Below are 24,932 nucleotides of genomic sequence, written 5' to 3' on the forward strand. Positions count from 1 at the left end.
GAAGGGGCCGGTGCTCGAAAGCACCGGCCCCTTTCGCGGCCTGACGGCCGTGAGGCTTACGCCTCCTTGCTCAGGTTCGGTCCGGCTCCGCCGGCCGCCTGCTCGATCGGCGGGACGTCCGGCAGCGCCGACTTCTCCTCGCCGCGGAAGGTGAAGGTCTGGGTCTCGCCCTCGCCCTCGGTGTCCACGACCACGATGTGACCGGGGCGCAGCTCACCGAAGAGGATCTTCTCGGAGAGCGTGTCCTCGACCTCGCGCTGGATGGTGCGACGCAGCGGCCGCGCGCCCAGCACCGGGTCGTAACCCTTCTTGGACAGCAGCTCCTTGGCGGACTGGGAGAGCTCGATGCCCATGTCCCGGTCCTTCAGGCGCTCGTCCACCTTGCTGATCATCAGGTCGACGATCTTGAGGATGTCCTCCTGCGTCAGCTGCGGGAAGACGACCACGTCGTCGACGCGGTTGAGGAACTCGGGACGGAAGTGCTGCTTGAGCTCGTCCGACACCTTGTTCTTCATGCGCTCGTAGTTGGACTTCTTGTCACCCGAGGCCGCGAAGCCCAGGTTGAAGCCCTTGGAGATGTCCCGGGTGCCGAGGTTGGTGGTCATGATGATGACCGTGTTCTTGAAGTCCACGACCCGGCCCTGGGAGTCGGTCAGGCGACCGTCCTCCAGGATCTGCAGCAGCGAGTTGAAGATGTCCGGGTGGGCCTTCTCGACCTCGTCGAACAGGACGACGGAGAACGGCTTGCGGCGGACCTTCTCGGTCAGCTGGCCGCCCTCTTCGTAGCCCACGTATCCGGGGGGCGAACCGAACAGACGCGACACCGTGTGCTTCTCGCTGAACTCCGACATGTCGAGGGAGATCAGCGCGTCCTCGTCACCGAAGAGGAACTCCGCGAGCGCCTTGGACAGCTCGGTCTTACCGACACCGGACGGGCCGGCGAAGATGAACGAACCACCGGGACGCTTCGGGTCCTTGAGGCCCGCACGCGTACGACGGATCGCCTTCGACAGCGCCTTGACGGCGTCGACCTGGCCGATGACCCGCTTGTGGAGTTCTTCCTCCATGCGCAGCAGACGCGAGGACTCCTCCTCGGTCAGCTTGAAGACCGGAATGCCGGTGGCGGTCGCGAGGACCTCGGCGATCAGCTCGCCGTCGACCTCGGCGACGACGTCCATGTCGCCGGCCTTCCATTCCTTCTCCCGCTTGGCCTTGGCGGCCAGGAGCTGCTTCTCCTTGTCGCGGAGGGAGGCGGCCTTCTCGAAGTCCTGCGAGTCGATCGCGGACTCCTTGTCGCGGCGCACGCCCGCGATCTTCTCGTCGAACTCGCGCAGGTCCGGCGGCGCGGTCATCCGGCGGATGCGCATCCGGGAACCGGCCTCGTCGATCAGGTCGATCGCCTTGTCCGGCAGGAAGCGGTCCGAGATGTACCGGTCGGCCAGGGTGGCGGCCTGGACCAGCGCCTCGTCCGTGATCGAGACGCGGTGGTGCGCCTCGTACCGGTCACGCAGACCCTTGAGGATCTCGATGGTGTGCGGCAGGGACGGCTCCGCGACCTGGATGGGCTGGAAGCGGCGCTCGAGGGCCGCGTCCTTCTCCAGGTGCTTGCGGTACTCGTCCAGCGTGGTCGCACCGATGGTCTGCAGCTCACCACGGGCCAGCATCGGCTTCAGGATCGACGCCGCGTCGATGGCACCCTCGGCTGCGCCGGCACCGACCAGCGTGTGCAGCTCGTCGATGAACAGGATGATGTCGCCGCGGGTGCGGATCTCCTTGAGGACCTTCTTCAGGCGCTCCTCGAAGTCACCGCGGTAGCGGGAGCCGGCGACCAGGGCGCCGAGGTCCAGGGTGTAGAGGTGCTTGTCCTTGAGGGTCTCGGGCACCTCACCCTTGACGATGGCCTGGGCGAGGCCCTCGACGACGGCGGTCTTGCCGACGCCGGGCTCACCGATCAGGACCGGGTTGTTCTTGGTACGGCGGGACAGCACCTGCATGACCCGCTCGATCTCCTTCTCGCGCCCGATGACCGGGTCGAGCTTGGACTCACGAGCGGCCTGGGTGAGGTTCCGGCCGAACTGGTCGAGGACCAGGGACGTCGAGGGGGTGCCCTCGGCAGGCCCACCGGCGGCGGCGGTCTCCTTGCCCTGGTAACCGGAGAGCAGCTGGATGACCTGCTGCCGCACCCGGTTGAGATCTGCGCCCAGCTTGACCAGGACCTGGGCGGCGACGCCCTCGCCCTCACGGATCAGGCCGAGCAGGATGTGCTCCGTGCCGATGTAGTTGTGGCCCAGCTGAAGGGCCTCGCGGAGCGACAGCTCCAGGACCTTCTTGGCACGGGGGGTGAAGGGGATGTGCCCGGACGGGGCCTGCTGGCCCTGGCCGATGATCTCCTCCACCTGCTGGCGGACCGCCTCGAGCGAAATCCCGAGGCTCTCAAGGGCCTTGGCGGCGACACCCTCACCCTCATGGATCAGGCCCAGGAGGATGTGCTCGGTGCCGATGTAGTTGTGGTTGAGCATCCGGGCTTCTTCCTGAGCCAGGACGACAACCCGCCGCGCGCGGTCGGTGAACCTCTCGAACATCGTTAATCGCTCCTCAGAGCGGTCAGGCAGTGGGGGGAACTTCCCCTCCCTGTCCTTCCGCAGCTTAGTCCCGCAAGCGGGGACCGCTCATTCCAACTGCCGACACCGTCGATGGCCTCCTGACCCCGAACGCCGACATCTGCTCCAACCCGATGGTGCGAGACGATGTTCCCGCAGGCCAAGCCGTTACCCTCACCATCAGTACGCCGATGGCGAACGTGAGACGCCCTGTCCTGCGTGTCGCCCCCTCCCACTAGGGTGTCTTACCCACTGGGGTCGGCGCACTCCATGCCGAGCGCACCGGTTCGCTCCGCTATGGGCGAACAACCGCGCGTCTCCCCCGCGAGCCCGGCATCCCTGATTCGGCACTCTTCGCACGCGACAGGGCACGCAGCGTAACTCGCGCACCTCTTCGGCTGTTGCACTTGGCATGGTTGGCACCCTCCCCACGGTTACCGCCGAATGCCCCACGGTCCCGCTTCCCCGTAGGCCGTTCGATCCGAGCGACCGGATCCGCCGGTGGTACGAGAACGAGCTGGGCTGGCCGACAGTGCCCGCGCCTTCCGGACCGCACGGAGCCCCGTCCGGCCCCGGGGTCGCCCCGGTGCGGCTCGCGGTGGGCCGGCGCTTCGACGTCCTGGACGTGCCGGCCGAGGCGGGACGGGCCGCGCTGCGCCACCTGGCCGCGGGGTCCCCGGTGGCCCTGCAGGGCGACCGGATGCGGTTCCTGGTGGCCGCGGGCAGCGCGGAGGAACTGCCGGGGGTGCTGGCCTGGCTGGAGTGGGGCGCGCTGCCGCTCGACCTCACGATGATCGGCGAGGGAGGGGTACTTGACGCTCCCGCGCCACCGGACACGGGGGAAGCGGCGCAGACGACGCGGGCGCTCTCGCGGGGGCCGAGGCGGGCTGCGCGGGCGATGCGGGCGGGACTGCCGCCCGAGACAGCAGACGCGGCGGGGGCGGGACTACCTCACGAGACAGGGCGCGAGGCGGCGACGGGGCTGCCCCACGAGACAGGGCACGGGGCGCCGACGGGGCTGTCGTACGAGGCCGGGGAGGCGGGCCTGGAGGAGCGTGAGCGGGCTGTCGTGACACGTCAGCTTCGGGAAGGCGGGGCGTGGCTTCCCTCCCCCGCGGGGTCTCCCGGGGGACGCTCGCTGCCACAGGGCCGCTACGGGGGCGTGCAAGGGGCCGCCGTGTGGGTGCGGCCCCCCGAGCCCGGGTGCGAGGTCGAGGCCTCGCTGCCGACGCTGTCGGCCTTGTGGGGCGGTGGGGGCGCCCCCGATCTCGTACGCGTTCTGAGCACCGTGGCGACGCAGTGCCACCGCCTGCGACTGCGACAGGCGTGCGCCCGGCCGTCGACCGTGCCCCGGGCCCGGCACTGAGCCAGGCACCGATTCGGGCCGGATCCGCGCCGAGCCGGATACCTCGATCAGCCGTTGGCCTTCTCGTATTCCTCGCGAATGGTCTGCGGAACGCGGCCGCGGTCATTGACCTCGTAACCGTTCTCCTTCGCCCAGGCGCGGATCTGCGCGGTGTCCTGGCTGCCGCCGGAAGCGGCGCGCGCCTTTCCGCGACCACCCGAAGCACGACCGCCCGTGCGGCGACCGCCCTTCACGTAAGGCTCAAGAAGACCACGCAGCTTGTCCGCATTGGTGGTCGTGAGATCGATCTCGTACGTCTTGCCGTCCAACGCGAACGTGACGGTCTCGTCCGCCTCGCCGCCGTCGATGTCATCGACAAGAAGGACCTGAACCTTCTGTGCCACCGGATTTCCTTTCATCCATAACTTGAGGGCCGGGGGTCTGCGGCGTCCGCCGTTTCGCCGTCCCCTGTTATATGCAGTACTGCAGTACGTCGGAAAGCAAACCGCTTTTGCCGGAAAAACACAAACCCTCGGGAGGGATCGACCGACCTCCCCCAGTCCGGAAACATGTGCGTTTCGGACATAGGGAACCTGGGCAAGGCCCGGTGGGACGGAATGGGCCTTCCCGATCCGTCCTTGCCTCTGTCCTTGTCGCGCCATGGCGCGACAAGGACAGAGGCAAGGCGATCACAGATGCAGAAGCATCCGGCTGTTGCCCAAGGTGTTCGGTTTCACCCGTTCGAGACCGAGGAACTCCGCGACGCCTTCGTCATAGGAACGCAGGAGCTCCGCGTAGACATCGGTGTCAACCGGCGTCTCGCCGATCTCGACGAAGCCGTGCTTGCCGAAGAAGTCCACTTCGAAGGTCAGACAGAAAACGCGGCGAACGCCCAGCCAACGCGCGGTGTGCAGCAACTTCTCCAGCAACTGATGGCCGACACCGGCACCCTTCAGACCGTCCTTCACCGCGAGAGTGCGGACTTCGGCGAGGTCTTCCCACATCACATGCAGGGCACCGCAGCCGACCACCTCGGCGTTGTCGTCCCGTTCGGCGACCCAGAACTCCTGGATGTCCTCGTAAAGGGTGACCGTGGCTTTGTCGAGCAGGATGCGACCACGGACGTACGCGTCAAGGAGTCCACGCACGGCCGGGACATCGCCGGTGCGGGCCCGCCGGACCGTGATGGCTTTTGCGGTGACTTCGGGACTCTCCGCGGAGGGACTCTCCGCTGAGCTCTCTGCAGACATGAGCGGACGCTATCGCCCGTCGTCCTCCGGCGCCGAGCCGGGGCTCGTCCCGGCGGTATCGGAAGGGGGACCGGGAGGGGCTTCGGATGATTCCGGGCCCTGGACCATGCGCACGGCATCACGCAGGGCTCGGCGCTGTTCGTCACTCATCATGCCGAAGAACGCGACGAGAGCCGCGGCCGGGTTGTCACTCTGGGACCAGGCGTCGTTCATCAGTGCCGCGGCGTACGCGGCCCGGGTGGAGACCGCCTCATATCGATAGGCCCGGCCTTCCGCCTCGCGGCGCACCCAGCCCTTCTGATGGAGATTGTCCAGGACGGTCATCACCGTGGTGTATGCGATGGACCGTTCCCGCTGAAGATCTTCCAGGACTTCTCGAACGGTCACCGGGCGGTTCCACTTCCACACCCGCGTCATGACCGCGTCTTCGAGTTCTCCCAATGGCCGGGGCACAGTTCAGCACAATAGTGGGAGATCCCGACATCGGCCTGACGGACGTGCGCCTTCACCGGCGGACAAGCTCAAAAAAGGGCGTACGACTCGGGGAAATCGGAGTCGTACGCCCCCATGCGGTGCCGCCCGCTCAGGCCTCGCTGTTCGCGGAGCCCTGACGGGCGCTCTCCGCGCGTGCGAGGGCGGCGTCGACGGCCGCGTCCTCCTTGGCCTTGTTGGCCCCGCCCTGGGTCTTCACGATCACCCTGATCAGACCGATGAAGAACACGGCCATGACGACCGGCGGCACGAGCGCGGAGACGTAGTCCATGCGTCCAGAGTAGCCAGGGGCCGGGGGGTGCTCGGGGCGGGGTGTCTCAGCCGGCGGCCAGCTGCTGCGGAGGGTCCTCGGGCGGCGGGCTGGTCGGTTTGCGACGGGGAAAGACCTCACCCGGCGTGGGGATGGGGCGGGACGGCTTCGGCGCGGGGGACGAGGGCCTGGGGGCAGCGGGCCGCTCAGGGCGCTCGGCGGGCTTGTGCGGGGGCTTGCGCTCGGGGTCCCTGGCCGGGCCCTTGCCCGGTTCCTTGGGCGCGGCGTCAGCGGCATCGACGGCGGCATCGACGGCGGCGTTGACGGCGTTCGCGGGATGAACCCCGGGTGAGACACCCGCGCGCCCCTTGCCCCGTTCCTCGACGTCGCGTCCGGCCGGGTGCCCGGTGGGGCCCGAACGGCCTCCGGGGAGGGCCAGGAGGCGGGTACGGGAGGCAGGGACGGTGGGGCTGGCAGCGGCGACCCTGCGGGCGGCGCCAGGGGCCGGACGGGCTTGTACGTCCTCTTCGGCCGGTGCTTGGCAGCGTTCCAGGAGGAAGGCGGCGACGGGGTTGCCGCGCAGGGCTCGCAGGGCGCTCAGGTCGTCGGGGTCCGGGCGGTATCCGGCGCCCAGTGCCTCCTCCAGGAGCGTGAGGTACCCGGCGGCTGTGCCGGGGAGGGCGGCGCGGTAGCGGGCGAGGTCGGCCACCAGGAAGGCACGCAGCCGGGCGCCCTCGCGCGTCGCCTCGTCGAGGGACTCGGCTAGGCGGAGGCAGTCCTGGACGTCCTCGGCCTGGGCGGGCGTGGGGTGGATGGCGAGGGCGAGAGCGCGGCGGAGCACACGCAGCTCCTCCACACCGAACGCCATGCCGCCGCGGGATCCGTATGGCGTGGGCATGGTGCGACGATACGCGCTAATCAGACAAATTCGACATAAGGGCGCCGGGTGTGGCGCCCGCGGCCACCCACCCGGACGTGCGGCTCAGGTCCACGGATCGGGTGCACGTGTTGTGCACGGCGCCGCGGCTCGAGGCCGACGCCCACAGAGGCCCTGGGTACGCCGGCCCGCTCCGCGGGTCACATCCGGGAGACGTTCCGCTCGTACACCAGGCGCAGGCCGATCAGCGTCAGCCACGGCTCGTGTTCGTCGATCACCGAGGACTCGCCGAGGACCATGGGCGCGAGGCCGCCCGTGGCGATGACCGTCACGTCCTCCGGGTCGTCGGCCAGTTCCCGGGTCATCCGGTTCACCACCCCGTCGACCTGACCGGCGAACCCGTAGACGATCCCCGCCTGCATCGCCTCGACCGTGTTCTTGCCGATCACGCTCCGCGGGCGCGCCACCTCGATCTTGCGCAGCTGCGCGGCCTTGACGCCCAGCGCCTCCACCGAGATCTCGATACCGGGCGCGATGACCCCGCCGACGTATTCCCCGCGCGCGCTGACCGCGTCGAACGTCGTCGCCGTACCGAAGTCCACCACGACCGCGGGACCGCCGTACAACTCGATCGCCGCCACCGCGTTGATGATGCGGTCGGCGCCGACCTCCTTGGGGTTGTCGAAGAGGATGGGCACCCCCGTCTTCACCCCGGGCTCCACGAGCACTGCGGGCACGTCGCCGTAGTAGCGCCGGGTCACTTCGCGCAGCTCGTGCAGCACGGACGGCACGGTCGCGCAGATGGCGATGCCGTCGATGCCGTCCCCCAGCTCGTCGCCGAGGAGCGGATGCATGCCCATCAGGCCCTGCAGCAGCACCGCCAGCTCGTCGGCGGTGCGGCGGGGGTCCGTCGAGATGCGCCAGTGCTCGACGATGTCCTCACCGTCGAACAGGCCCAGAACCGTGTGCGTGTTGCCCACGTCGATCGTGAGGAGCATGGCGCTACTCCGCCTCGCGCAGGTCCAGGCCGATGTCCAGGATCGGCGAGGAGTGGGTGAGGGCCCCTACGGCGAGGTAGTCGACCCCGGTGTCCGCGTAGGCCCTGGCGTTGTCGAGGGTGAGGCGCCCGGACGCCTCCAGGGCCGCGCCGCCCTGCACCTGGGCCACCGCCTGCGCGCACTCGGCGGGCGTGAAGTTGTCCAGCAGGATCAGGTCGGCTCCGGCGTCCACGACCTCGCGCAGCTGGTCCAGGGTGTCGACCTCGACCTCGATCGGCACCTCGGGGAAGGCCTCCCGTACGGCCTTGAAGGCCTGCGCGACGCCGCCTGCGGCGACCACGTGGTTGTCCTTGACCAGGGCCGCGTCGGACAGCGACATGCGGTGGTTGACGCCGCCGCCGCAGCGCACCGCGTACTTCTCCAGGGAGCGCAGGCCGGGGGTCGTCTTGCGGGTGTCCCGCACGCGGGCCTTGGTGCCGTCCAGGGCGTCCGCCCAGGCGCGCGTGGCGGTCGCGATGCCCGACAGGCGGCACAGCAGGTTGAGGGCGCTGCGTTCGGCGGTCAGGAGGTCACGTGTCCGCGTGGTGACCGACAGGAGCTTCTGTCCGGCCTCGACGCGGTCGCCGTCCTCCACGTGCCGCTCGACCTCGAAGTCGTCCGTGCAGACCACCGAGACGACGGCCTCGGCGATCCTGAGGCCCGCGACCACGCCGGCCTCGCGGGCGGTGAAGTCGGCGGTGGCGACGGCGTCCTCGGGGATGGTCGCGACGGTCGTCACGTCCACGCCGTGGGCGAGGTCCTCCTGGATGGCGACGTTGGCGAGGTCCTCGACCTCCACGGGGTCGAGTCCGGCGTCGGCCAGGATCTGGGCGAGCGCGGGGTCGAGCCCGCACTCCAGGTACTCCGCGCCGTCGAGGCCGGCGTCGGCGCCACAGGCACAGCCGTCGCCGCAGCCGCCGGTCTGGGCGAGGGGAAGGTCGGGGGTGGTCACTTGGGTCACTGCTCCTGAAGGCGCTGCTGGTGCTGCCGGGTCGGGGGGAAGTCTGCGGTATCGGTGGTGTGCACGGCGAGTGTGCGGTCCGGATTCAGCCGTACGACGATGTGGCGGCGCCACCCGGTGTCGTCGCGCTCGGCGTGGTCCTCGCGCCAGTGGCAGCCCCGGGTCTCCTCGCGCCGCCGCGCGGCGGCGACCAGGACGCGGGCCACGCACAGGAGGTTGGTGGCCTCCCAGGTGTCGACGCCGGGCTCGGCGGTCTTGCCGTTCTCGTCGAGGGCGCCCCGGGCGTCGGTGTGCAGGCGCTGCAGGGCGTCCGCGGCGGTGGCCAGGGACTCCTCGGAGCGCAGGACACCCGCGCCGCGCGTCATGATCCGCTGGATCGTGAACCTGGACTCCGGGGCGAGCAGGGGGTGGGCGGGCTTCTCGGGGTGCGCGACCGGGGCGGGCACCGGCGCGGGCAGACCGTTCACGGCGTGCTGGGCCGTGATGTCGGCGGCGATGCGCTCGGCGTAGACCAGCCCTTCCAGGAGGGAGTTCGACGCGAGCCGGTTCGCGCCGTGCACGCCGGTGCAGGCGACCTCGCCGCACGCGTAGAGGCCGGGAACGGTGGTGCGGCCGTGCGCGTCGGTGCGGACGCCGCCGGAGGCGTAGTGGGCGGCCGGGGCGACCGGGACGGGCTCGTGGACCGGGTCGATGCCGTGCGCGCGGCAGGCGGCGAGGATCGTCGGGAAGCGGTGCTCCCACATGTCGGCGCCGAAGTGCCGGGCGTCGAGGAACATGTGGGTGGCGTCCTGCTCCTGCATGCGGCGCGTGATGCCCTTGGCGACGATGTCCCGGGGCGCGAGTTCCGCCAGTTCGTGCTGGCCGACCATGAAGCGCACACCCTGGGCGTCCACCAGGTGGGCGCCCTCGCCGCGGACCGCCTCGGAGACCAGGGGCTGCTGGCCCTCCGCGTCCGCGCCCAGGAACAGCACGGTCGGGTGGAACTGCACGAACTCGAGGTCGGAGACCTCCGCGCCCGCGCGCAGGGCGAGCGCCACGCCGTCGCCGGTGGAGACGGACGGGTTGGTGGTCGCCGAGAAGACCTGGCCCATGCCGCCGGTCGCGAGGACGACCGCGGGGGCGTGCACTGCGCCCACGCCGTCGTGCTGGCCCTCGCCCATGACGTGCAGGGTGACGCCGGCGGTGCGGCCGTCGGCGTCCGTGAGCAGGTCCAGGACGAGCGCGTTCTCGATGGTGCGCAGCCGCCGCGCGCCGGTGCCCCCGGGCATCGCCCCCTTGACCGCCTCGACGAGCGCCCGGGAGATCTCGGCGCCGGTCGCGTCACCGCCGGCGTGCGCGATGCGACGGCGGTGGTGTCCGCCCTCGCGGGTGAGTGCCAGGCGCCCTTCGGCGGACTCGTCGAAGTGGGCGCCCGTCTCGATCAGCCGGCGGACGGCGCCGGGGCCCTCGGTGACGAGGATCCGTACGGCCTCCTCGTCGCACAGGCCGACGCCCGCGACGAGCGTGTCGTCCAGGTGCTGTTCGGGGGTGTCGCCCTCGCCGAGGGCCGCGGCGATGCCGCCCTGCGCCCAGCGGGTGGAGCCGTCGTCGAGGCGGGCCTTGGTGACGACGACGGTGTTCAGGCCGGCGGCCTCGCAGCGCAGGGCCGCGGTGAGGCCGGCGACTCCGGAGCCGACGACCACGACGTCCGCGGTGATGGACCATCCGGGCGCGGGCGCATGCAGGCGGGGGTGAGCGCGAAGCGCTCCCGTTTGAGGGTGGTGACGGGCGACGGGCGGGCGTATGCCTGTGCTGGTCACGAGGCGGCTCCGAAGGTGAGAGGGATGTTGTCGATCAGCCGGGTCGTTCCCACCCGGGCGGCGACGGCGAGCACGGCCTCGCCGGTGAAGTCGTCCTCGATCTCGGTGAAGTCGGACGGGTCGACGAGCGCCAGGTAGTCCAGCTCGAGCGGCGGGTCCAGGCGGGCGGCGTCGTCGAGGATCAGGCGGGCGGCCGCGCGGACGGTCGCCGGGCCGCCCGGGGTGGCCTTGGCGACGGCGTGGGTGTCGGCGGCGGCCCGGGACTCCCCTATGGCGCTCAGGGCCTCGGCACGCGCTCGGGTGGCGGGCACCTCACGGGCCCGGGCGCGCAGCGCCTCCTGCGCCGCGTGCCGGTCGCTGCCCGCGAACAGCGCGCGGGACAGCGCGAGGGCGGTGCGCCGCTCGGTCGGCGAGAGGTAGCGGTTGCGGCTGGACAGGGCCAGCCCGTCCTCCTCGCGCACGGTGGGCACGCCGACGATCTCGACGCCGAAGTTCAGGTCCCGCGCCATCCGGCGGATCAGGGCGAGCTGCTGGGCGTCCTTCTGGCCGTAGAGCGCCGCGTCGGGGCGGGTGAGGTGGAGCAGTTTGGCGACGACGGTGAGCATGCCGTCGAAGTGGCCGGGCCGTGAACCGCCCTCCAGGCGCTCCCCCATGGGTCCGGCGCTGATGCGGATCTGAGGTTCGCCGCCCGGGTAGACCTCGTCGACGGCGGGTGCGAAGACGACGTCCGCGCCCGACTCCTCGGCGATCTTGAGGTCGGCGTCCAGGGTGCGCGGGTAGCGGTCGAGGTCCTCCCCGGCGCCGAACTGCAGCGGGTTCACGAAGACGGTGACGACGACCTCGCCGTCGTCTCCGGCGATCTCCCGCGCGGTGCGGATCAGGGTGGCGTGCCCCTCGTGCAGGGCGCCCATGGTCATCACGACGGCGCGGCGGCCCGCGCGGGTACGGGCGTGCAGTTCGTCGGCGGTGCGCAGCAGGACGGTGGTCATCGGGCGTCCCCCTCGGTGCCGTCGGGGCCGTCGGGGCCGTCGGGGCCGTCGGTCCTGTGTGTCCTGTCGGTCCCGTCGGCGAGTACCCCGAGCAGGTCCTGAGCGAATTCCGGCTTCAGCAGGCCGTGGGCGAGGGCGCGGTCGGCCGTCGCGCGCGCCATCGCCAGGTAGCCGGCGACGGCCTGCGGGGCGTGCTTGCGCAGTTGTTCGACGTGGGCGGCGACGGTGCCCGCGTCCCCGCGCGCGACGGGGCCGGTGAGGGCGGCGTCGCCGGAGCGCAGGGCGTTGTCGAGGGCTGCGCCGAGCAGCGGGCCGAGCATCCGGTCGGGAGCCTCCACGCCGGACGCGCGCAACAGCTCCAGGGACTGCGCGACCAGGGTGACCAAGTGGTTGGCGCCCAGCGCGAGCGCGGCGTGGTAGAGCGGCCGCATCTCCTCGGCGATCCACTCGGGTTCGCCGCCCATCTCGATGACGAGGGCCTCGGCCGCCAGCCGCAGTTCCTCGGGCGCGGTGACGCCGAAGGAGCATCCGGCCAGCCGCTGCACATCCACGGGGGTGCCGGTGAAGGTCATCGCCGGGTGCAGGGCCAGCGGCAGCGCGCCCACCCGCAGGGCGGGGTCCAGGACCTTCGCGCCGTACCGCCCGGAGGTGTGCACCAGCAGCTGTCCCGGTCGTACGGCACCGGTCTCGGCGAGGCCTTCGACGAGACCGGGCAGGGTGTCGTCGGGGACGGTCAGCAGCACCAGGTCGGCGCGCTCCAGGACCTCGGCGGGCGGGACGACCGGCACGTCGGGCAGCATCTGCGCGGCCCGGCGCCGGGAGGCGTCCGAGACCCCGGAGACGGCCACCGGACGGTGCCCGGCGAGCTGGAGGGACGCGGCCAGCGCGGGGCCCACGCGGCCGGCGCCGACGACACCGACGGTGAGCCGCGCGGGGCGGTCCTGGGGGTCTGGCTGTTGGAATGTACTCACGCGACGGCGGCCTTCCCGTTCCAGTCCGCTCTGGGTACCGGACGATTTCTCGTCATGTTAACGCGATTGGTTCGAGGGGCGTTCGGTTGTCCACAGGCTGTGGGTTGACGCACGCCGGGTGCCCACGGACGGGCGGGCCGAAATCCGGATGCCCGTGTGGAGGGCCGCGGGCATGATCCGGGCATGAGCGATACGGCGGAGCAGACACAGGACGCGCACGGGCAGGCCGACGAGGAAGAGTTGGAGCCGGTCTCCGAGGCGGACCGGCGTGTCCGGCGCAGGCAGCGGCGTATCGCCGCCCTACGATCCGCTGACCGCGCGCTCGCACGCCTGGGCGTCCTCGGCACGCTCCGGGACCGGCTGGCCCTGCTGGACGCGGCGCCCGAGGTGTACGACCTGGACGAGGACTCGGACATGTACGGCAACGGCGTGGTCGAGGCCCTGGAGGAGAAGGTCGCGGGCCTGCTCGGCACCGAGGCCGCGGCGTTCTTCCCGACGGGCACGATGGCCCAGCAGGTCGCCCTGCGCTGCTGGGCGGGCCGCACCGGGTCCCCGGCGGTCGCCCTGCATGGGCTGTCCCACCCGGAGATGCACGAACGGAACGCGTTCAGCCAGGTCAGCGGATTGCGTCCGGTCCGGGTGACGAGCGAGCCCCGGTTGCCGACCGCGGACGAGGTACGCGACCTCGACGAGCCCTTCGGGACGCTGATGCTCGAACTCCCCCTCCGGGACGCCGGTTTCGTGCTGCCTTCCTGGGAGGAACTCACCGAGCTCGTGGCGGCGGCCAGGGAACGCGAGGCGGTGGTCCACGTCGACGGGGCCCGCCTGTGGGAGTCCACCGTGCACTTCGACCGCCCGTTGGCGGAGATCGCGGGCCTGGCGGACAGCGTCTACGTGTCGTTCTACAAGTCCCTCGACGGGTACGGCGGCGCGGCCCTGGCCGGCCCCAGGACACTCATCGAGGAGGCCAAGGCCTGGCGGCACCGGTACGGCGGCACGCTCTTCCAGCAGTTCCCGACCGCGCTGGCGGCGCTGATCGGCCTGGAGCGGGAGCTGCCCCGGCTGCCGGAGTACGTGGTCCACGCGCGCGTGGTGGCCGAGGAGTTGCGCGCCGGTTTCGAGGATGCCGGGGTGCCGTGGGCGCGCGTCCACCCCGAGGTGCCGCACACCCACGACTTCCAGGTCTGGCTGCCGTACGAGGTCGATGTCGTCTCGGAGGCGGCGATCCGGCAGGCCGAGGAGACGCGGACCGTGCTGTTCGGCAACCCGTGGGAGGCGAGGGGCCCCGGCCTGGCGTGCACGGAGGTCTACGTGCGGGCGGCCGCCCTGGAGTGGACCCGCGACGACGTGAGGTCGGCGGTCGCGGACTTCGTCTCCCGGCTGGCCGGTCCCCGCTGACCGGGGAGGACGGCAGGCGGTCGTCCGGCGGACGGCAGGCGGTCAGCTGGCGGAACGGGAGCGAGGGCGCAGCCACCGGCGCACGGTGAGGCGTATCCGCCCGCGGGTCGGGCGCCCGGCGAGGACCGCCCGGAACGCGCGGCGGTCACGCAGTTCGCGGACGACCTGCCAGTCGTGGGCACCGGGCGCGGGCGGCGCCGGTTCGCCGAGCCGTTCGGCGCGGTAGGTGTCGAGGAGGTACTGCTGCGTGATGCTCATGGCTGACGGCCCCTTCTCGGGTTCTCGGGATTGTCCGGACCTGGGATCGGGCTCCGCGGCTGCCCGTCCAACCAGGCTGCGCGGGTACGGCGGTGACGTCGCGTCGATTGACGGGCGCCGTCAATCGGGCCGGTGTTGTCAGTGGCGGAGGGCACGATGAGGTCATGAGCGTGCGTATCGACATCGCGGAGTTGCGGCCGGAGCGGGTCGCCGTCGTGCCCTCGCCGCTGGCCGAACTCGGCATGGCGCTGCACGCGTTGACCGAACCGGGGCACCATCCCGCCCTGCAGGGCTGGGTGACGGGAGTGACCGCCCGGCTCGACTCGCACCTGGCCGACCGGATGTGCGAGGCCGATTTCCTGTGGCGGTCGACGTTCTCCGACCTCTTCCTGCCGTTCGCCGGCGTCCCGGGCCGCGACACCCTTCCGGGCGCGAGCCTCGCCGAGGACCTGGGGCTCCTGGACAAGCTGTCGGACGAACAGTTCGTGGACGCGGCCCTGGAGTTCTCCTGCGCGATGCCGTACTCCTCGCCGGCGCCCGCGATCCTCTCCGACGCGAAGCTGCGGCGACTCGCGCTGGAGCTGGCCGCGTCGCGCGGGCCGCAGCAGGTGCGGTTCACCGAGCGCCTGCTGGCCGACCCGCCGTGGGTGCGGGCCTGGTTCCGGCAGTTCGTGGAGGACTGCGACGAGGCGTTCTTCGCGGAGGCCTGGGCCCGGCTGCGGCACCAGCTCGCGGCGGACGCCCGCCACAAGACGGACCTGCTGCGGCACAGAGGCCTGTCCGAGGCGTTGGCCTCGGTGTCGCCCGCGCTGACGCTCGACGAGTCAGCGGCCCGGATCACCGTCGACAAGCTGGGTGAGGGCCGTACGACCACCGGGGACGGCCGCCTCTTGCTCATCCCGACGAGCCTGGGCTGGCCGCACCTGAGCGTGCTGCACCGGTACGGCTGGCAGCCGGTGCTGCACTACCCGGTCAATTCGCCCGAGTTCGCCGCGCCGCCGTCGGTGGACCAGCTGGCGCTGCGGATGACCGCGCTCTCGCACCCGGTCCGGATGCGGATCTGCCGCCATCTGGCCCGCAGCGCGTACACCACGAGCGAGCTGGCCCAGGTGCACGGCATGACGGCCCCGGAGATATCCCGGCACCTGGGCGTGCTGAAGAAGGCGGGCCTGATCACCACGCGCCGCCGCGGCCGGTACGTCCTGCACCAGCTGGACGTCACCGTGGTGGCCCGGCTGGGCAGCGACTTCCTGGAGGGCATCCTGCGCTGACCGCGGACCGCGGACCGCCGACCGCCGACCTCTGACCTCTGACCTCTGACCTCTGACCGACGATCGCGGACCGTTAACCGTGCCCGCCCGCGCGCACCAGCCCCGTCTCGTACGCGAGGACGACCACCTGCACCCGGTCGCGCAGCCCCAACTTGGTCAGGATGCGGCCCACATGGGTCTTGACGGTCGCCTCGGACAGCACGAGCCGGGCCGCGATCTCACCGTTGGACAGGCCCTGCGCGACCAGGATCATGACCTCGCGCTCCCGTTCGGTGAGCCGCTCCAGCCCCTTGTGCTGGGGCTCCTTGCCGGCGCTCGGCAGCATCGGCGCGAAGCGGTCGAGCAGGCGGCGCGTGGTCGACGGTGCCACCACCGCGTCACCGCTGTGCACCGCGCGGATGGCCGCCAGCAGTTCACCCGGCGGCACGTCCTTGAGCATGAAGCCGGAGGCGCCCGCCTTCAGCCCGGAGAACGCGTACTCGTCGAGGTCGAAGGTGGTCAGGATCAGTACCTTCGGCGGGTCGGACTCCAGGCAGATGCGCCGGGTGGTCTCCACCCCGTCCAGCTTCGGCATCCGGACGTCCATCAGGACGACGTCCACGGCAGTCGAACGCAGCACCTCGAGCGCCTCCACGCCGTCGCCCGCCTCCGCGACGACGTCCATGTCCGGCTGGGCTGCCAGCACCATCCGGAACCCGGTGCGCAACAGCACCTGATCGTCGACGAGCATCACGCGGATCGTCATCGGGGCCTCTTCCGTTCTCTGTCGGTCGGGAGTCCGTCGGGGGTTCACAGGGGTCGCGCCGGGGTCGGCGGGGTCGTTACAGGTGTCAACACGGTGCGGATGTCGGCGTCAGTGCGCTGCTTTGAGCGGGAGCAGGGCGCTGATGCGGAATCCTCCGCCGGGGCGTGGGCCCGCGTCGAGGGTGCCGCCCACCATGCCGATCCGCTCCCGCATGCCGATCAGTCCGTGCCCCCGGCCGTCGACGCCGCCCTCCTCGTACAGCTCGTGCGGGGCGCCCTTGCCGTCGTCCTCGACGAGCAGGCCGAGCCCGTCGTCGAAGTAGACGAGCCGGACGCTGGCGCCCGCGTTGGGCCCACCGTGCTTGCGGGTGTTGGTCAGGGCCTCCTGGACGATGCGGTACGCGGTGAGCTCGACGCCGCTGGGCAGCGGGCGCGGGGTGCCCTCGATCTTGAAGTCGACCGGCAGTCCGGAGTCTCGGCACTGCTCGACGAGGTCCTCGATCTGCTCCACGTCGGGCTGCGGGACGTACTCGCCGCCCTCCTGGTGCTCTCCGGTGCGCAGCACGCCCAGCAGGCGGCGCATCTCGGCGAGGGCCTGGCGGCCGGTGGAGGAGATCGTCTCCAGGGCCTTCTTCGCCTGGTCGGGGGCGGCGTCGAGGACGTAGGCGGCGCCGTCCGCCTGGACCACCATGACCGACACGTTGTGCGCGACGACGTCGTGCAGCTCACGGGCGATCCGGGCCCGCTCGGCGGCGACCGCGACCTTCGACTGCGCCTCGCGCTCCTTCTCCAGACGGGCGGCCCGCTCCTCCAGCTGCGCGAAGTACGCGCGGCGGGTGCGGATCGAGTCGCCGAGCACCCAGGCGAGGGCGAACGGCACCATCAGGAAGACCATTTGCGCGACGTTGCTCAGGGCGCCCTCGTCGGTCGGCCACCGCAGCTGCGCCACGGGTGCCGCGCACAGTCCCGCGGCCAGCGCGAGCCGAGAGGCCCAGCGGGCGCCGGTCACGGCCACCGTGTAGACGATCACCAGCAGCGCGAAGTCGGCGGCCAGCGTCTCGACGTCCAGCACGACCTGCGCCACACCGAGGCCGACGGCCAGCAGCAGCATCTTCTCCGGCATCCGCCGGCGCAGCGCTGTCACCAGGCTCAGCAGGAGCACGATCGGCACGATCACACCGAGGGAATCGGTGCCGGGGGAGGCCTGGCGGGCCTCTTCTCCCGCCACGGAGACCCCGAGGAGGAAGACGGCCCAGAAGCTGTCGAACCAGGTCGGGTGTCTGCGGAGGAAGTCGTAGAGGCGCTGCACGTAACCCAGCGTAGGGAAGCCGGATGCGTGCAGGGTCAACCGGAGGACCGATCCGTAGGTCCCGCGCATACTCCGCAAGGTGGAGGCTTCGTTCCCCGGTGCGCTTAGCCTGACGACGTGACGGAGGAAAACGCGGGGCTGGACAGGGACGGTTGGCGCGGCTGGCGGGCCGCCGGCCAGGCGGCGCTGTACGGGCCGGAGGGGTTCTACCGCAGGCCGGAGGGGCCGGCCGGGCACTTCCGTACGTCCGTGCACGCGTCGCCGCTGTTCGCGCGGGCGGTGGCCCGGCTGCTGTGCCGGGTCGACGAGGCGCTCGGCCGGCCCGCCGAGCTCGACTTCGTCGACATGGCCGCGGGGCGCGGCGAGTTGGCCGCGGGCGTGCTCGCCGCGCTGCCCGCCGAGGTGGCCGCCCGAACGCGGGGGTACGCCGTCGAGATCGCCGAGCGACCCGCCGACCTCGATCACCGGATCGAGTGGCTGGCCGAGCCCCCGCGGGGGGTCACCGGGCTGCTGTTCGCCAACGAGTGGCTGGACAACGTGCCCGTGGAGGTCGCCGAGGTGGACGCCGCGGGCGTACCCCGGCTGGTGCGCGTGCGGGAGGACGGACGGGAGCGCCTGGGCGAGCCGGTCCGGGGTCCGGCGGCCGAGTGGCTGGCCCGGTGGTGGCCGCTGCCGGCCGAGGAGGGGCTGCGGGCCGAGATCGGGCTGCCCAGGGACGAGGCGTGGGCGGCGGCGGTCGCCGCCGTGGAGCGGGGGCTCGCGGTGGCGGTGGACTACGCGCACACGGTGGACACGCGCCCCCCGTTCGGAACGCTCACCGGCTTCCGTAACGGGCGGGAGACGTCGCCCGTGCCCGACGGCTCCTGCGACCTCACGGCACATGTCGCACTGGACGCGTGCGCACTGCCCCACGGGCGCGTCCTGACCCAGCGCGCCGCCCTGCACGCCCTGGGCCTCACCGGCGCACGCCCCCCGCTCGCACTGGCGTCCACGGAACCCACGGCTTACGTGCGCGCCCTCGCGAGCGCCGGGGAGGCGGCCGAGCTCACCGCGACGGGCGGACTCGGCGACTTCGGGTGGCTGCTGCAGCCGGTCGGAATTCCGCACGCGCCCCTGGGGGACCTGCTCGTGACACCCCCGGGGGACCTACTTGTCGATGTCCCCGACCACGAAGAACAGTGATCCCAGGATCGCCACCATGTCCGCCACCAGCGTGCCCGGCAGCAGCTCCACCAGCGCCTGGATGTTGTTGTACGACGCCGAGCGCAGCTTCAGCCGGTACGGGGTCTTCTCGCCCTTGCTGACCAGGTAGTAGCCGTTGATGCCGAGGGGGTTCTCGGTCCACGCGTAGGTGTGGCCCTCGGGCGCCTTGAGGACCTTGGGGAGCCGCTGGTTGATGGGTCCCGGCGGCAGGTCGGCGAGCCGGTCGAGACAGGCGTCGGCCAGGTCGAGGGCGTTGTGGGTCTGCTCCAGGAGGACCTCGAAGCGGGCCAGGCAGTCGCCCTCCGTCCTGGTCACCACCTTCAGGGTGTCCTGGAGCTCCCCGTACCCGAGATACGGCTCGTCCCTGCGCAGGTCGAAGTCGACGCCCGAGGCGCGCGCGATCGGCCCGCTCACTCCGTAGGCGTGCACGGCCTCGGGCGCGAGGACGCCCACGCCCCGCGTGCGCCCCCGGAAGATCTCGTTGCCGAGCACCAGGTCGTCGAACCGGTCCATACGGGAGCGCACGGCGGCGACGGCGGCCCGCGCGCGGGTGGTCCAGCCGGCCGGCAGGTCCTCCTTGAGGCCGCCGACGCGGTTGAACATGTAGTGCATCCGGCCGCCGGAGACCTCCTCCATGACGTTCTGGAGGACCTCCCGCTCCCGGAACGCGTAGAAGACCGGCGTGATCCCGCCGAGTTCCAGCGGATACGACCCCAGGAACATCAGGTGGTTCAGCACCCGGTTCAGCTCGGCCAGCAGGGTGCGGGTCCACACCGCGCGCGGGGGCACCTCCATGCCGAGCATGCGCTCCACGCCGAGGACCACGCCCAGCTCGTTGGAGAACGCCGACAGCCAGTCGTGGCGGTTGGCGAGCATGATGATCTGGCGGTAGTCACGCGCCTCGAACAGCTTCTCCGCGCCGCGGTGCATATAGCCGATCACCGGCTCGGCGTGCTGGATCCGCTCGCCGTCCAGGACGAGCCTGAGGCGCAGTACGCCGTGGGTGGACGGGTGCTGAGGGCCGATGTTGAGCACCATGTCGGTGCTCTCCGCGGCGCCGCCGATTCCGACCATGGTCTCCGTCGTGGGAGTCATGGACCCAGTCTCTCCTACGTACGCTGACGCCATGGAGACGGGGAGCGCGCCAGACACGGGCACCACAGGGGACGAGCCGGTGTGGACCGGGCTGCCGCCGAGGCTGCTGAGCATGCGGCGGCTGCTGCTGGTGGTGTGGCTGGGGTTGCTGGCCCTGGGGCTGGGCCTGCCGCTCGGGCTGGTCGTCGGGCCCGCCTGGGCGTCGTTCGCGCTGCTGCCGCTGGCGCTCATGGCGTGGGGGTGGGTGATGCTCGGCCGCAACTGGCGTTCCTGGCGCTACGCCGAACGCGCCGACGACCTGCTGATCAGCAGGGGCGTGCTGTGGCGGGAGGAGACCGTGGTGCCGTACGGGCGGATGCAGCTGGTGGAGGTCACCTCCGGGCCCCTGGCACGCCACTTCCGGCTGGCCGGCGTGCAGCTGCACACGGCGGCCGCGGCGAGCGACGCGGCCATCCCGGGGCTCGACCCGGCCGAGGCGGAACGGCTGCGCGACCGGCTCACCGAGCTCGGCGAGGCCCGATCGGCGGGGCTGTGACCGCGCCGGGCGTCGAGGACGACGTACGCGAGAAGCGGCCCCTGACCGAACGGAGGCTGCACCCCGTGACGCCGCTCAGACGGGCGTGGGCGCCGGTCGCGGTGCTCATCGGGTGGGCGGCGCACGACCCCGACCAGACGCAGCGCCAGCTGGCCAGGCTGACCACCACCATGCTGCTGGTCGCGCTCGCCGTACTCATACCGGCCGCCGCTCTCTACGGCTTCCTGACCTGGTGGTTCACCCACTTCGCGGTGACCGACAGCGAACTGCGCATACGGACCGGCCTGCTGTTCAGGCGCACCGCGCACATCCGGCTGGAGCGGATCCAGGCCGTCGACGTCACCCAGCCGCTGCTCGCGCGGATCGCGGGCGTCGCGAAACTCAAGCTCGACGTCGTCGGCACGGACAAGAAGGACGAACTGGCCTTCCTCGGCGAGGATGAGGCGCGTGCGCTGCGCGCCGAACTCCTCGCACGCGCCGCCGGTTTCGCGCCCGAGACGGCGCACGAGGTCGGTGAGGCGCCCTCCCGCGAGCTGCTGCGGGTGCCGCCGCGGGTGCTCGCCGTCTCCCTGGTGCTGACCGGCGCGACCTGGGGCGCGCTGGCCGCCGCGCTCGTCGTGCCGCCGGTGCTGTGGCTGGCCACCCACAGCGTGTGGACGGTCCTCGCGACCGGCGTGCCGCTGCTGGGCGCGGCGGGCGCGAGCAGTGTGGGGCGGTTCGTCGGCGAGTACGACTGGACGGTCGGTGAGTCCCCGGACGGGCTGCGCATCGACCACGGGCTGCTGGACCGCACGCACGAGACGGTGCCGCCCGGGCGCGTGCAGACCGTACGGATTGTGGAGCCGCTTCTGTGGCGGCGCCGGGGGTGGGTGCGGGTCGAGCTGGACGTGGCCGGGTCGTCCAACTCGGTGCTGGTACCGGTCGCTCCGCGCGAGGTGGCCGAATCGGTCGTCGCCCGGGTGCTGCCCGGGGCGACCGTGCCGCCTCGGTCGGCGCTGTCCCGGCCGCCCCGGAGGGCCGGGCGGTGCGCGCCGGTGTGGTGGCGGGGGTACGGACTCGCCGTCGACGACAGCGTGTTCGCGGTGCGGCAAGGCCTGCTGCGCCGCAGGCTGTCGCTCGTCCCGCACGCGAAGGTGCAGAGCGTACGGCTCACCCAGGGCCCGTGGGAGCGCCTGTGGCGGGTCGCCGACGTCGAGGTGGACACGGGGGCCAACAAGACGGTGACAGCCCGGTTGCGGGACGCCCAGGAGGCCGCGCGCCTGCTGCGGGAGCAGGCGGAGAGATCACGGACCGGACGACGCGACGCGCGACCGGACCGGTGGATGGCGTAGGGGGTCTCCGCAAAGTCGCGTCGTCCGCCCGAAGGGCGGGCCCTGCGGCGTCATGGGGGTCCCCCCGCTCGAGCGCAGCCGAGAGTGGGGGAGCGTGCTCTGGGGGTCCCCCCGGCCGAAGGCTGGGGGAGTGCCGGGCGGACGCCCGCGTACTGGTCGTACTCGGGTGTTCGCCCGGTGCGGCGAGTGGGGGCACCTCCCACGCCCTTAAGGCAGTGGGGGAGGCGTGCCGGGCGTCGCGGGGCAGGCGGGACTTTGCGGACACCCCCTAGGACACCGCGCTCCGCAGCCCCTGCAGGTCGATCTGTTCCGTCTCGTCGTGGGCCGTCAGGTCGATCACCTGGCTGACCGGCGGCGCCTGCTCGTCCGCCGTCTTGAAGTCCGCCTCGGCCTCGGCCTTGTGGAGGGCGAGCGCCTCCTGACCGACCACGTCGGCGAGGTCCTCGTTCTGCACGGCCTCCAGGGCGGCCGGCTCGGCCCCCTGCTTCGTACCGAAGAAGTCGAAACCGCCCTCGACCGTGTGGCGTCGCGCGGGAGCCGACGGTACGACCGCCACCGCGGTCGGCGCGACGAAGTGTCCGGAGGGCTGCTGGGTGGGCTGGGCCGCCCTGGCCGTGGTGGTTGCGGCGGTCGCGCGCTGATGCCCGTCGACCGCCTCGGGCTTCCCCTGGGCCTCGTCCTCCGGCGCGGCCTCCGGCTTGCCGTTCCCGGCGGCGCCGGCGGCGGCCCCCTCGGCGGAACCGGCCTTCACCGACCCGCCGTCCGAGGCCGTCTTCTGCTCGACCTTGCGGATGTCCTTCGCCTTGCCCTTGGCGAGGCTCTTGGGCGGGGTGTTCTTGGACGCGATGGTTGTGGAGGCGGTGGTTTTGGACGCGGTGGTTTTGGACGCGACGCTCTTGGCCTCGCCGGTCGTGACGGGCTCGACGTCGGTGACGGGATCGGCGTCCACGAGCGGCTCGGCGTCGGCTTCCGGGTCGACGTCCGTAGCGTCGGCGTCCGTCGTTTCGGCGTCCGTCGTTTCGGCGTCCGTCGTTTCGGCGTCCGTCGTTTCGGCGTCCCTCGCTTCGGCGTCCCTCGCTTCGGCGACCTCAGACTCGGCGCCGTCCGACGCCGCGTCCTCCGCCCCCGCATCCTCCGCTTCGGCCTCCGCTTCGGCCTTCGCCGTACGGTCGCCCTCGTCGCCCTCGTCGCCCTCGTCGCCGAAGCGCGCCAGCGCCCCCTTCGCCCGCAGGTACAGCTGGGAGGCCGACGGTGAGAAGGCCGCGGGAGCCTCGGGCTTCCCGTCCACGTCGGCCGCAGGCTCGGCCGGGGCTGCCACAGCCCCCGCTGCCTCGGTGGACGCGGCCGGCGCCGGCAACAGCTCGCGGGTCGGCGCCGCGGTCTCTATCTCCAGCAGCCGACGGCCCTCCAGGGCGCTCGCCCGCTCCGTCTCCGCCGTGGCGTACCGCCGCAGCAGTGCCGCGTGTTCGTTGCGCAGCCCCGCCAGCTCCGACCGCTTGGCGCGCAGCCGCTGCTCCAGCTTGACCCGCAGCTCGCGCGACTCGTCGAGGTCGGTCTCCAGTTCGGCGACCCGCTCCTCGTACCGCCACTCGTCGCTCGCCCGCGCGCGCGTGAGCTCGGCGACCTGCTTGCCCGCCTGCGTGTCCCAGTGGCGCATCACGACGGCGCCGACGATCGCCGTCACCGCGGCGGCCGCGGCCAGCCCGCGGAGCATCATCGGCTGGGTGAACACCCAGGGGCCGAGCGCGCAGAGGAGGGAGACGCCAGCGATCGCCGACGGGGGCAGCAGCCTGTGCAAGGGCGGTGAATGGCGGTGACGTCCACGTGGCATGGCCAGAAACTTACCGCGCGTAGGTGAATCATGGAGCCCCGGGCTGTAAAAACACAGCCATCCCGCAGCCTTCACACGTCATCAGGAATCAGATCCGCCACTGAATTCGGCAGGATCGGCAGGATCGACGAGATTGGCCGGACGGGACCGGCAAGAAGAGGCCGCCAGAAGGGCCGCCGAGAAGAGCGAGATCCGCAAGATCGTTTTCAGTTGCCGTCCAGTCGTCCGCTGATCCACTGAAGCGTCGGCGGAATCTCCCGCCGCCAGGTGTTGAAGTTGTGGCCGCCGCTTTCGAGGATGATCGACGAGATGTGGGTCAACCCGGTTGCCTTCACCCGGTCTATGAACTTCAGCGTGTCCTTGTAGTTCGACTCGCCGGCCTTGCTGCTGGTGACGAGGAGTGAGGTGTCGGACGGCGGCATGTGCTTGACGTACCAGTCCAGGTTCGCCCGGTCACGCAGTCCCTTGTCGCCGTGGAAGAGATCGCCCGTGGTGGCGTCCTTGGGAGCGTCGTAGTACGCCGACAGGCCCGCCCCGGCGGCGTACACCCCCGGGTGGTGCAGGGCGAGTTTCAGCGCGCAATAGCCGCCCGTGGAGTCGCCGATGATGCCCCAGCTGCCCGGTTTCCTGCCGACCCGGTAGTGCGCCAGTACGGCGTCGGGCAGGTCCTTGGCGAAGAACGACTCGGTCTGCGGGCCCCCCGGGATGTCCACGCACTCGGTATCCCGCGGCGGCGCCACGGTCGGCCGGAGCATCACCAGGATCATCGGCTGCATACGGCCGTCCTCGGCGAGTTCCAAAGCCGTGCGCGGGTAGTGGAGTTTGCTCACCAGCGCCTGTGCCGTGCCCGGATAACCGGTGAGCACGACGGCCGCGGGAAAGGTCCGGGTCCGGTATCGCGGCTGGAAGTACTCGGGCGGCAGGTAGACATACGCGCGGGTGGCGATGTTTGTCGTACGGCCCACGATGTCGACCTTCTCGACCTGCCCGCCCGTCGACGGCCCGAGCCCGGTCGCACCCCGCACCCTTCCCGTATCGATCACCTGGAGGGGCCGGCCCGGGGAAGCGCCGGCGGTGTGGTCGACGACCACACCCTGGGCGGTCTCCCGGCCTAACAGGTCCGCCCAGGACGCGTAGAACCCGAAAGCCTGGTTGGCGGCGAGGCCCACCGACACGAAGAGCACCAGCTGGGTCGCGAGCAGCAGTCCCACCCGCCCGCCGACGGTCCGCCAGGACCGCCGCGCCAGCCGCGGCCACAGCCACACCGTGCCGACGAACAGCATCAGCGCCGCCAGGACCGCCAGTGCCAGCGTGTTGTTGCTTGTGAGACCCATTGGTTGCTTCCGCTTTCCTCGTCCTTTGACCCCGCTTTGGAGAGATGAGTGA

At 71.6% G+C, this 24,932-nt stretch carries 23 protein-coding genes; 6 read left to right on the forward strand and 17 right to left on the reverse strand.

The features are described from left to right. Positions 1 to 56 precede the first annotated feature (56 nt). The gene (locus ABZ027_RS07660; protein WP_356765429.1) at positions 57 to 2,582 is read right to left on the reverse strand and encodes an ATP-dependent Clp protease ATP-binding subunit; all 2,526 of its coding nucleotides are present in this window, start codon (positions 2,580 to 2,582) and stop codon (positions 57 to 59) included. Between the two features lie 430 nt (positions 2,583 to 3,012). On the opposite strand from ABZ027_RS07660, the gene ABZ027_RS07665 reads away from it, so the two are divergent. Beyond that, on the forward strand, positions 3,013 to 3,966 hold the full coding sequence (locus tag ABZ027_RS07665; RefSeq protein WP_356765431.1) for an SCO3374 family protein: 954 nt from the start codon (positions 3,013 to 3,015) through the stop codon (positions 3,964 to 3,966). Positions 3,967 to 4,013: 47 nt separating this feature from the next. Here the strand turns inward: ABZ027_RS07665 and ABZ027_RS07670 are convergent, their stop codons facing one another. From ABZ027_RS07670 to ABZ027_RS07715, 10 genes are all read right to left on the reverse strand, one after another. After that, entirely contained in the window at positions 4,014 to 4,349 is a 336-nt protein-coding gene (locus ABZ027_RS07670) for an Lsr2 family protein (protein ID WP_356765433.1), read from the reverse strand. A gap of 285 nt (positions 4,350 to 4,634) precedes the next feature. Beyond that, positions 4,635 to 5,195 (reverse strand): amino-acid N-acetyltransferase, encoded by a 561-nt coding sequence (locus tag ABZ027_RS07675; protein WP_356765435.1) that lies wholly within the window; start codon positions 5,193 to 5,195, stop codon positions 4,635 to 4,637. A gap of 9 nt (positions 5,196 to 5,204) precedes the next feature. Continuing rightward, positions 5,205 to 5,648 carry a BlaI/MecI/CopY family transcriptional regulator gene (locus tag ABZ027_RS07680; RefSeq protein ID WP_356765437.1) on the reverse strand — a complete coding sequence of 148 codons (444 nt, stop codon included), beginning with the start codon at positions 5,646 to 5,648 and terminating at the stop codon, positions 5,205 to 5,207. 130 nt (positions 5,649 to 5,778) lie between these two features. Then, on the reverse strand, positions 5,779 to 5,958 hold the full coding sequence (locus ABZ027_RS07685) for a hypothetical protein (protein WP_356765439.1): 180 nt from the start codon (positions 5,956 to 5,958) through the stop codon (positions 5,779 to 5,781). Positions 5,959 to 6,004: 46 nt separating this feature from the next. Continuing rightward, positions 6,005 to 6,805: a hypothetical protein gene (locus ABZ027_RS07690; RefSeq protein ID WP_356765759.1), complete on the reverse strand. Its 801-nt coding sequence runs from the start codon at positions 6,803 to 6,805 to the stop codon at positions 6,005 to 6,007. A gap of 209 nt (positions 6,806 to 7,014) precedes the next feature. Continuing rightward, on the reverse strand, positions 7,015 to 7,812 hold the full coding sequence (locus ABZ027_RS07695; RefSeq protein WP_356765441.1) for a type III pantothenate kinase: 798 nt from the start codon (positions 7,810 to 7,812) through the stop codon (positions 7,015 to 7,017). 4 nt (positions 7,813 to 7,816) lie between these two features. Further along, positions 7,817 to 8,803 (reverse strand): carboxylating nicotinate-nucleotide diphosphorylase, encoded by a 987-nt coding sequence (nadC, locus tag ABZ027_RS07700; protein WP_356765443.1) that lies wholly within the window; start codon positions 8,801 to 8,803, stop codon positions 7,817 to 7,819. Between the two features lie 5 nt (positions 8,804 to 8,808). Then, entirely contained in the window at positions 8,809 to 10,596 is a 1,788-nt protein-coding gene (locus tag ABZ027_RS07705) for an L-aspartate oxidase (protein WP_356765761.1), read from the reverse strand. Positions 10,597 to 10,607: 11 nt separating this feature from the next. Next, complete coding sequence (gene panC, locus ABZ027_RS07710) at positions 10,608 to 11,600, reverse strand: pantoate--beta-alanine ligase (protein WP_356765445.1); 993 nt, start codon at positions 11,598 to 11,600, stop codon at positions 10,608 to 10,610. Continuing rightward, positions 11,597 to 12,571 carry a DUF2520 domain-containing protein gene (locus tag ABZ027_RS07715; RefSeq protein WP_356765447.1) on the reverse strand — a complete coding sequence of 325 codons (975 nt, stop codon included), beginning with the start codon at positions 12,569 to 12,571 and terminating at the stop codon, positions 11,597 to 11,599. The genes panC and ABZ027_RS07715 overlap by 4 nt, the downstream gene beginning before the upstream one ends. 183 nt (positions 12,572 to 12,754) lie before the next feature. Here ABZ027_RS07715 and ABZ027_RS07720 point away from each other — a divergent pair, with 183 nt between their 5' ends. Continuing rightward, positions 12,755 to 13,969: a beta-eliminating lyase-related protein gene (locus ABZ027_RS07720; protein WP_356765449.1), complete on the forward strand. Its 1,215-nt coding sequence runs from the start codon at positions 12,755 to 12,757 to the stop codon at positions 13,967 to 13,969. Positions 13,970 to 14,011: 42 nt separating this feature from the next. On the opposite strand, the gene ABZ027_RS07725 is transcribed toward ABZ027_RS07720, so the two are convergent. After that, complete coding sequence (locus ABZ027_RS07725; protein ID WP_356765451.1) at positions 14,012 to 14,227, reverse strand: hypothetical protein; 216 nt, start codon at positions 14,225 to 14,227, stop codon at positions 14,012 to 14,014. Between the two features lie 164 nt (positions 14,228 to 14,391). Between ABZ027_RS07725 and ABZ027_RS07730 the strand changes: the two genes are divergently transcribed. Beyond that, positions 14,392 to 15,498, forward strand: coding sequence for a DUF5937 family protein (locus tag ABZ027_RS07730; protein WP_356765453.1), 1,107 nt, complete (start codon positions 14,392 to 14,394; stop codon positions 15,496 to 15,498). A gap of 73 nt (positions 15,499 to 15,571) precedes the next feature. On the opposite strand, the gene ABZ027_RS07735 is transcribed toward ABZ027_RS07730, so the two are convergent. Beyond that, positions 15,572 to 16,243 (reverse strand): response regulator transcription factor, encoded by a 672-nt coding sequence (locus tag ABZ027_RS07735; RefSeq protein WP_356765455.1) that lies wholly within the window; start codon positions 16,241 to 16,243, stop codon positions 15,572 to 15,574. A 108-nt stretch (positions 16,244 to 16,351) separates the two neighbouring features. Next, positions 16,352 to 17,551, reverse strand: a complete 1,200-nt coding sequence (locus ABZ027_RS07740) for a sensor histidine kinase (RefSeq protein ID WP_356765457.1) — start codon at positions 17,549 to 17,551, stop codon at positions 16,352 to 16,354. Positions 17,552 to 17,668: 117 nt separating this feature from the next. Between ABZ027_RS07740 and ABZ027_RS07745 the strand changes: the two genes are divergently transcribed. Further along, positions 17,669 to 18,733, forward strand: coding sequence for an SAM-dependent methyltransferase (locus ABZ027_RS07745; protein WP_356765459.1), 1,065 nt, complete (start codon positions 17,669 to 17,671; stop codon positions 18,731 to 18,733). Here ABZ027_RS07745 and ABZ027_RS07750 read toward each other — a convergent pair. Next, a complete protein-coding gene (locus ABZ027_RS07750; protein ID WP_356765461.1) occupies positions 18,698 to 19,849 on the reverse strand; it encodes an NADH-quinone oxidoreductase subunit D in 1,152 nt (383 codons plus the stop codon). The genes ABZ027_RS07745 and ABZ027_RS07750 overlap by 36 nt on opposite strands. Positions 19,850 to 19,880: 31 nt before the next feature. Here ABZ027_RS07750 and ABZ027_RS07755 point away from each other — a divergent pair, with 31 nt between their 5' ends. Both ABZ027_RS07755 and ABZ027_RS07760 read left to right on the forward strand, forming a co-directional pair. After that, positions 19,881 to 20,384 (forward strand): PH domain-containing protein, encoded by a 504-nt coding sequence (locus tag ABZ027_RS07755; RefSeq protein WP_356765463.1) that lies wholly within the window; start codon positions 19,881 to 19,883, stop codon positions 20,382 to 20,384. After that, entirely contained in the window at positions 20,381 to 21,715 is a 1,335-nt protein-coding gene (locus tag ABZ027_RS07760; protein ID WP_356765465.1) for a PH domain-containing protein, read from the forward strand. Before ABZ027_RS07755 ends, ABZ027_RS07760 begins: the two co-directional genes overlap by 4 nt. Before the next feature lie 268 nt (positions 21,716 to 21,983). Here the strand turns inward: ABZ027_RS07760 and ABZ027_RS07765 are convergent, their stop codons facing one another. Then, entirely contained in the window at positions 21,984 to 23,546 is a 1,563-nt protein-coding gene (locus ABZ027_RS07765; protein WP_356765467.1) for a hypothetical protein, read from the reverse strand. Positions 23,547 to 23,752: 206 nt separating this feature from the next. Then, positions 23,753 to 24,880, reverse strand: a complete 1,128-nt coding sequence (locus ABZ027_RS07770) for an alpha/beta hydrolase-fold protein (RefSeq protein WP_356765469.1) — start codon at positions 24,878 to 24,880, stop codon at positions 23,753 to 23,755. Between the last annotated feature and the right edge of the window lie 52 nt (positions 24,881 to 24,932).

The sequence above is a fragment of the Streptomyces sp. NPDC006332 genome (assembly GCF_040612855.1).
Taxonomy (GTDB): domain Bacteria; phylum Actinomycetota; class Actinomycetes; order Streptomycetales; family Streptomycetaceae; genus Streptomyces.

Excerpts from the sequence above, each read along its gene's own strand:
- ABZ027_RS07660 (WP_356765429.1), bottom strand. The coding sequence starts at position 2,582 with ATGTTCGAGAGGTTCACCGACCGCGCGCGGCGGGTTGTCGTCCTGGCT.
- ABZ027_RS07665 (WP_356765431.1), top strand. The coding sequence starts at position 3,013 with ATGGTTGGCACCCTCCCCACGGTTACCGCCGAATGCCCCACGGTCCCG.
- ABZ027_RS07675 (WP_356765435.1), bottom strand. The coding sequence starts at position 5,195 with ATGTCTGCAGAGAGCTCAGCGGAGAGTCCCTCCGCGGAGAGTCCCGAA.
- ABZ027_RS07685 (WP_356765439.1), bottom strand. The coding sequence starts at position 5,958 with ATGGACTACGTCTCCGCGCTCGTGCCGCCGGTCGTCATGGCCGTGTTC.
- ABZ027_RS07690 (WP_356765759.1), bottom strand. The coding sequence starts at position 6,805 with ATGGCGTTCGGTGTGGAGGAGCTGCGTGTGCTCCGCCGCGCTCTCGCC.
- ABZ027_RS07695 (WP_356765441.1), bottom strand. The coding sequence starts at position 7,812 with ATGCTCCTCACGATCGACGTGGGCAACACGCACACGGTTCTGGGCCTG.
- panC (WP_356765445.1), bottom strand. The coding sequence starts at position 11,600 with ATGACCACCGTCCTGCTGCGCACCGCCGACGAACTGCACGCCCGTACC.
- ABZ027_RS07720 (WP_356765449.1), top strand. The coding sequence starts at position 12,755 with ATGAGCGATACGGCGGAGCAGACACAGGACGCGCACGGGCAGGCCGAC.
- ABZ027_RS07725 (WP_356765451.1), bottom strand. The coding sequence starts at position 14,227 with ATGAGCATCACGCAGCAGTACCTCCTCGACACCTACCGCGCCGAACGG.
- ABZ027_RS07730 (WP_356765453.1), top strand. The coding sequence starts at position 14,392 with ATGAGCGTGCGTATCGACATCGCGGAGTTGCGGCCGGAGCGGGTCGCC.
- ABZ027_RS07735 (WP_356765455.1), bottom strand. The coding sequence starts at position 16,243 with ATGACGATCCGCGTGATGCTCGTCGACGATCAGGTGCTGTTGCGCACC.
- ABZ027_RS07750 (WP_356765461.1), bottom strand. The coding sequence starts at position 19,849 with ATGACTCCCACGACGGAGACCATGGTCGGAATCGGCGGCGCCGCGGAG.
- ABZ027_RS07755 (WP_356765463.1), top strand. The coding sequence starts at position 19,881 with ATGGAGACGGGGAGCGCGCCAGACACGGGCACCACAGGGGACGAGCCG.
- ABZ027_RS07765 (WP_356765467.1), bottom strand. The coding sequence starts at position 23,546 with ATGCCACGTGGACGTCACCGCCATTCACCGCCCTTGCACAGGCTGCTG.
- ABZ027_RS07770 (WP_356765469.1), bottom strand. The coding sequence starts at position 24,880 with ATGGGTCTCACAAGCAACAACACGCTGGCACTGGCGGTCCTGGCGGCG.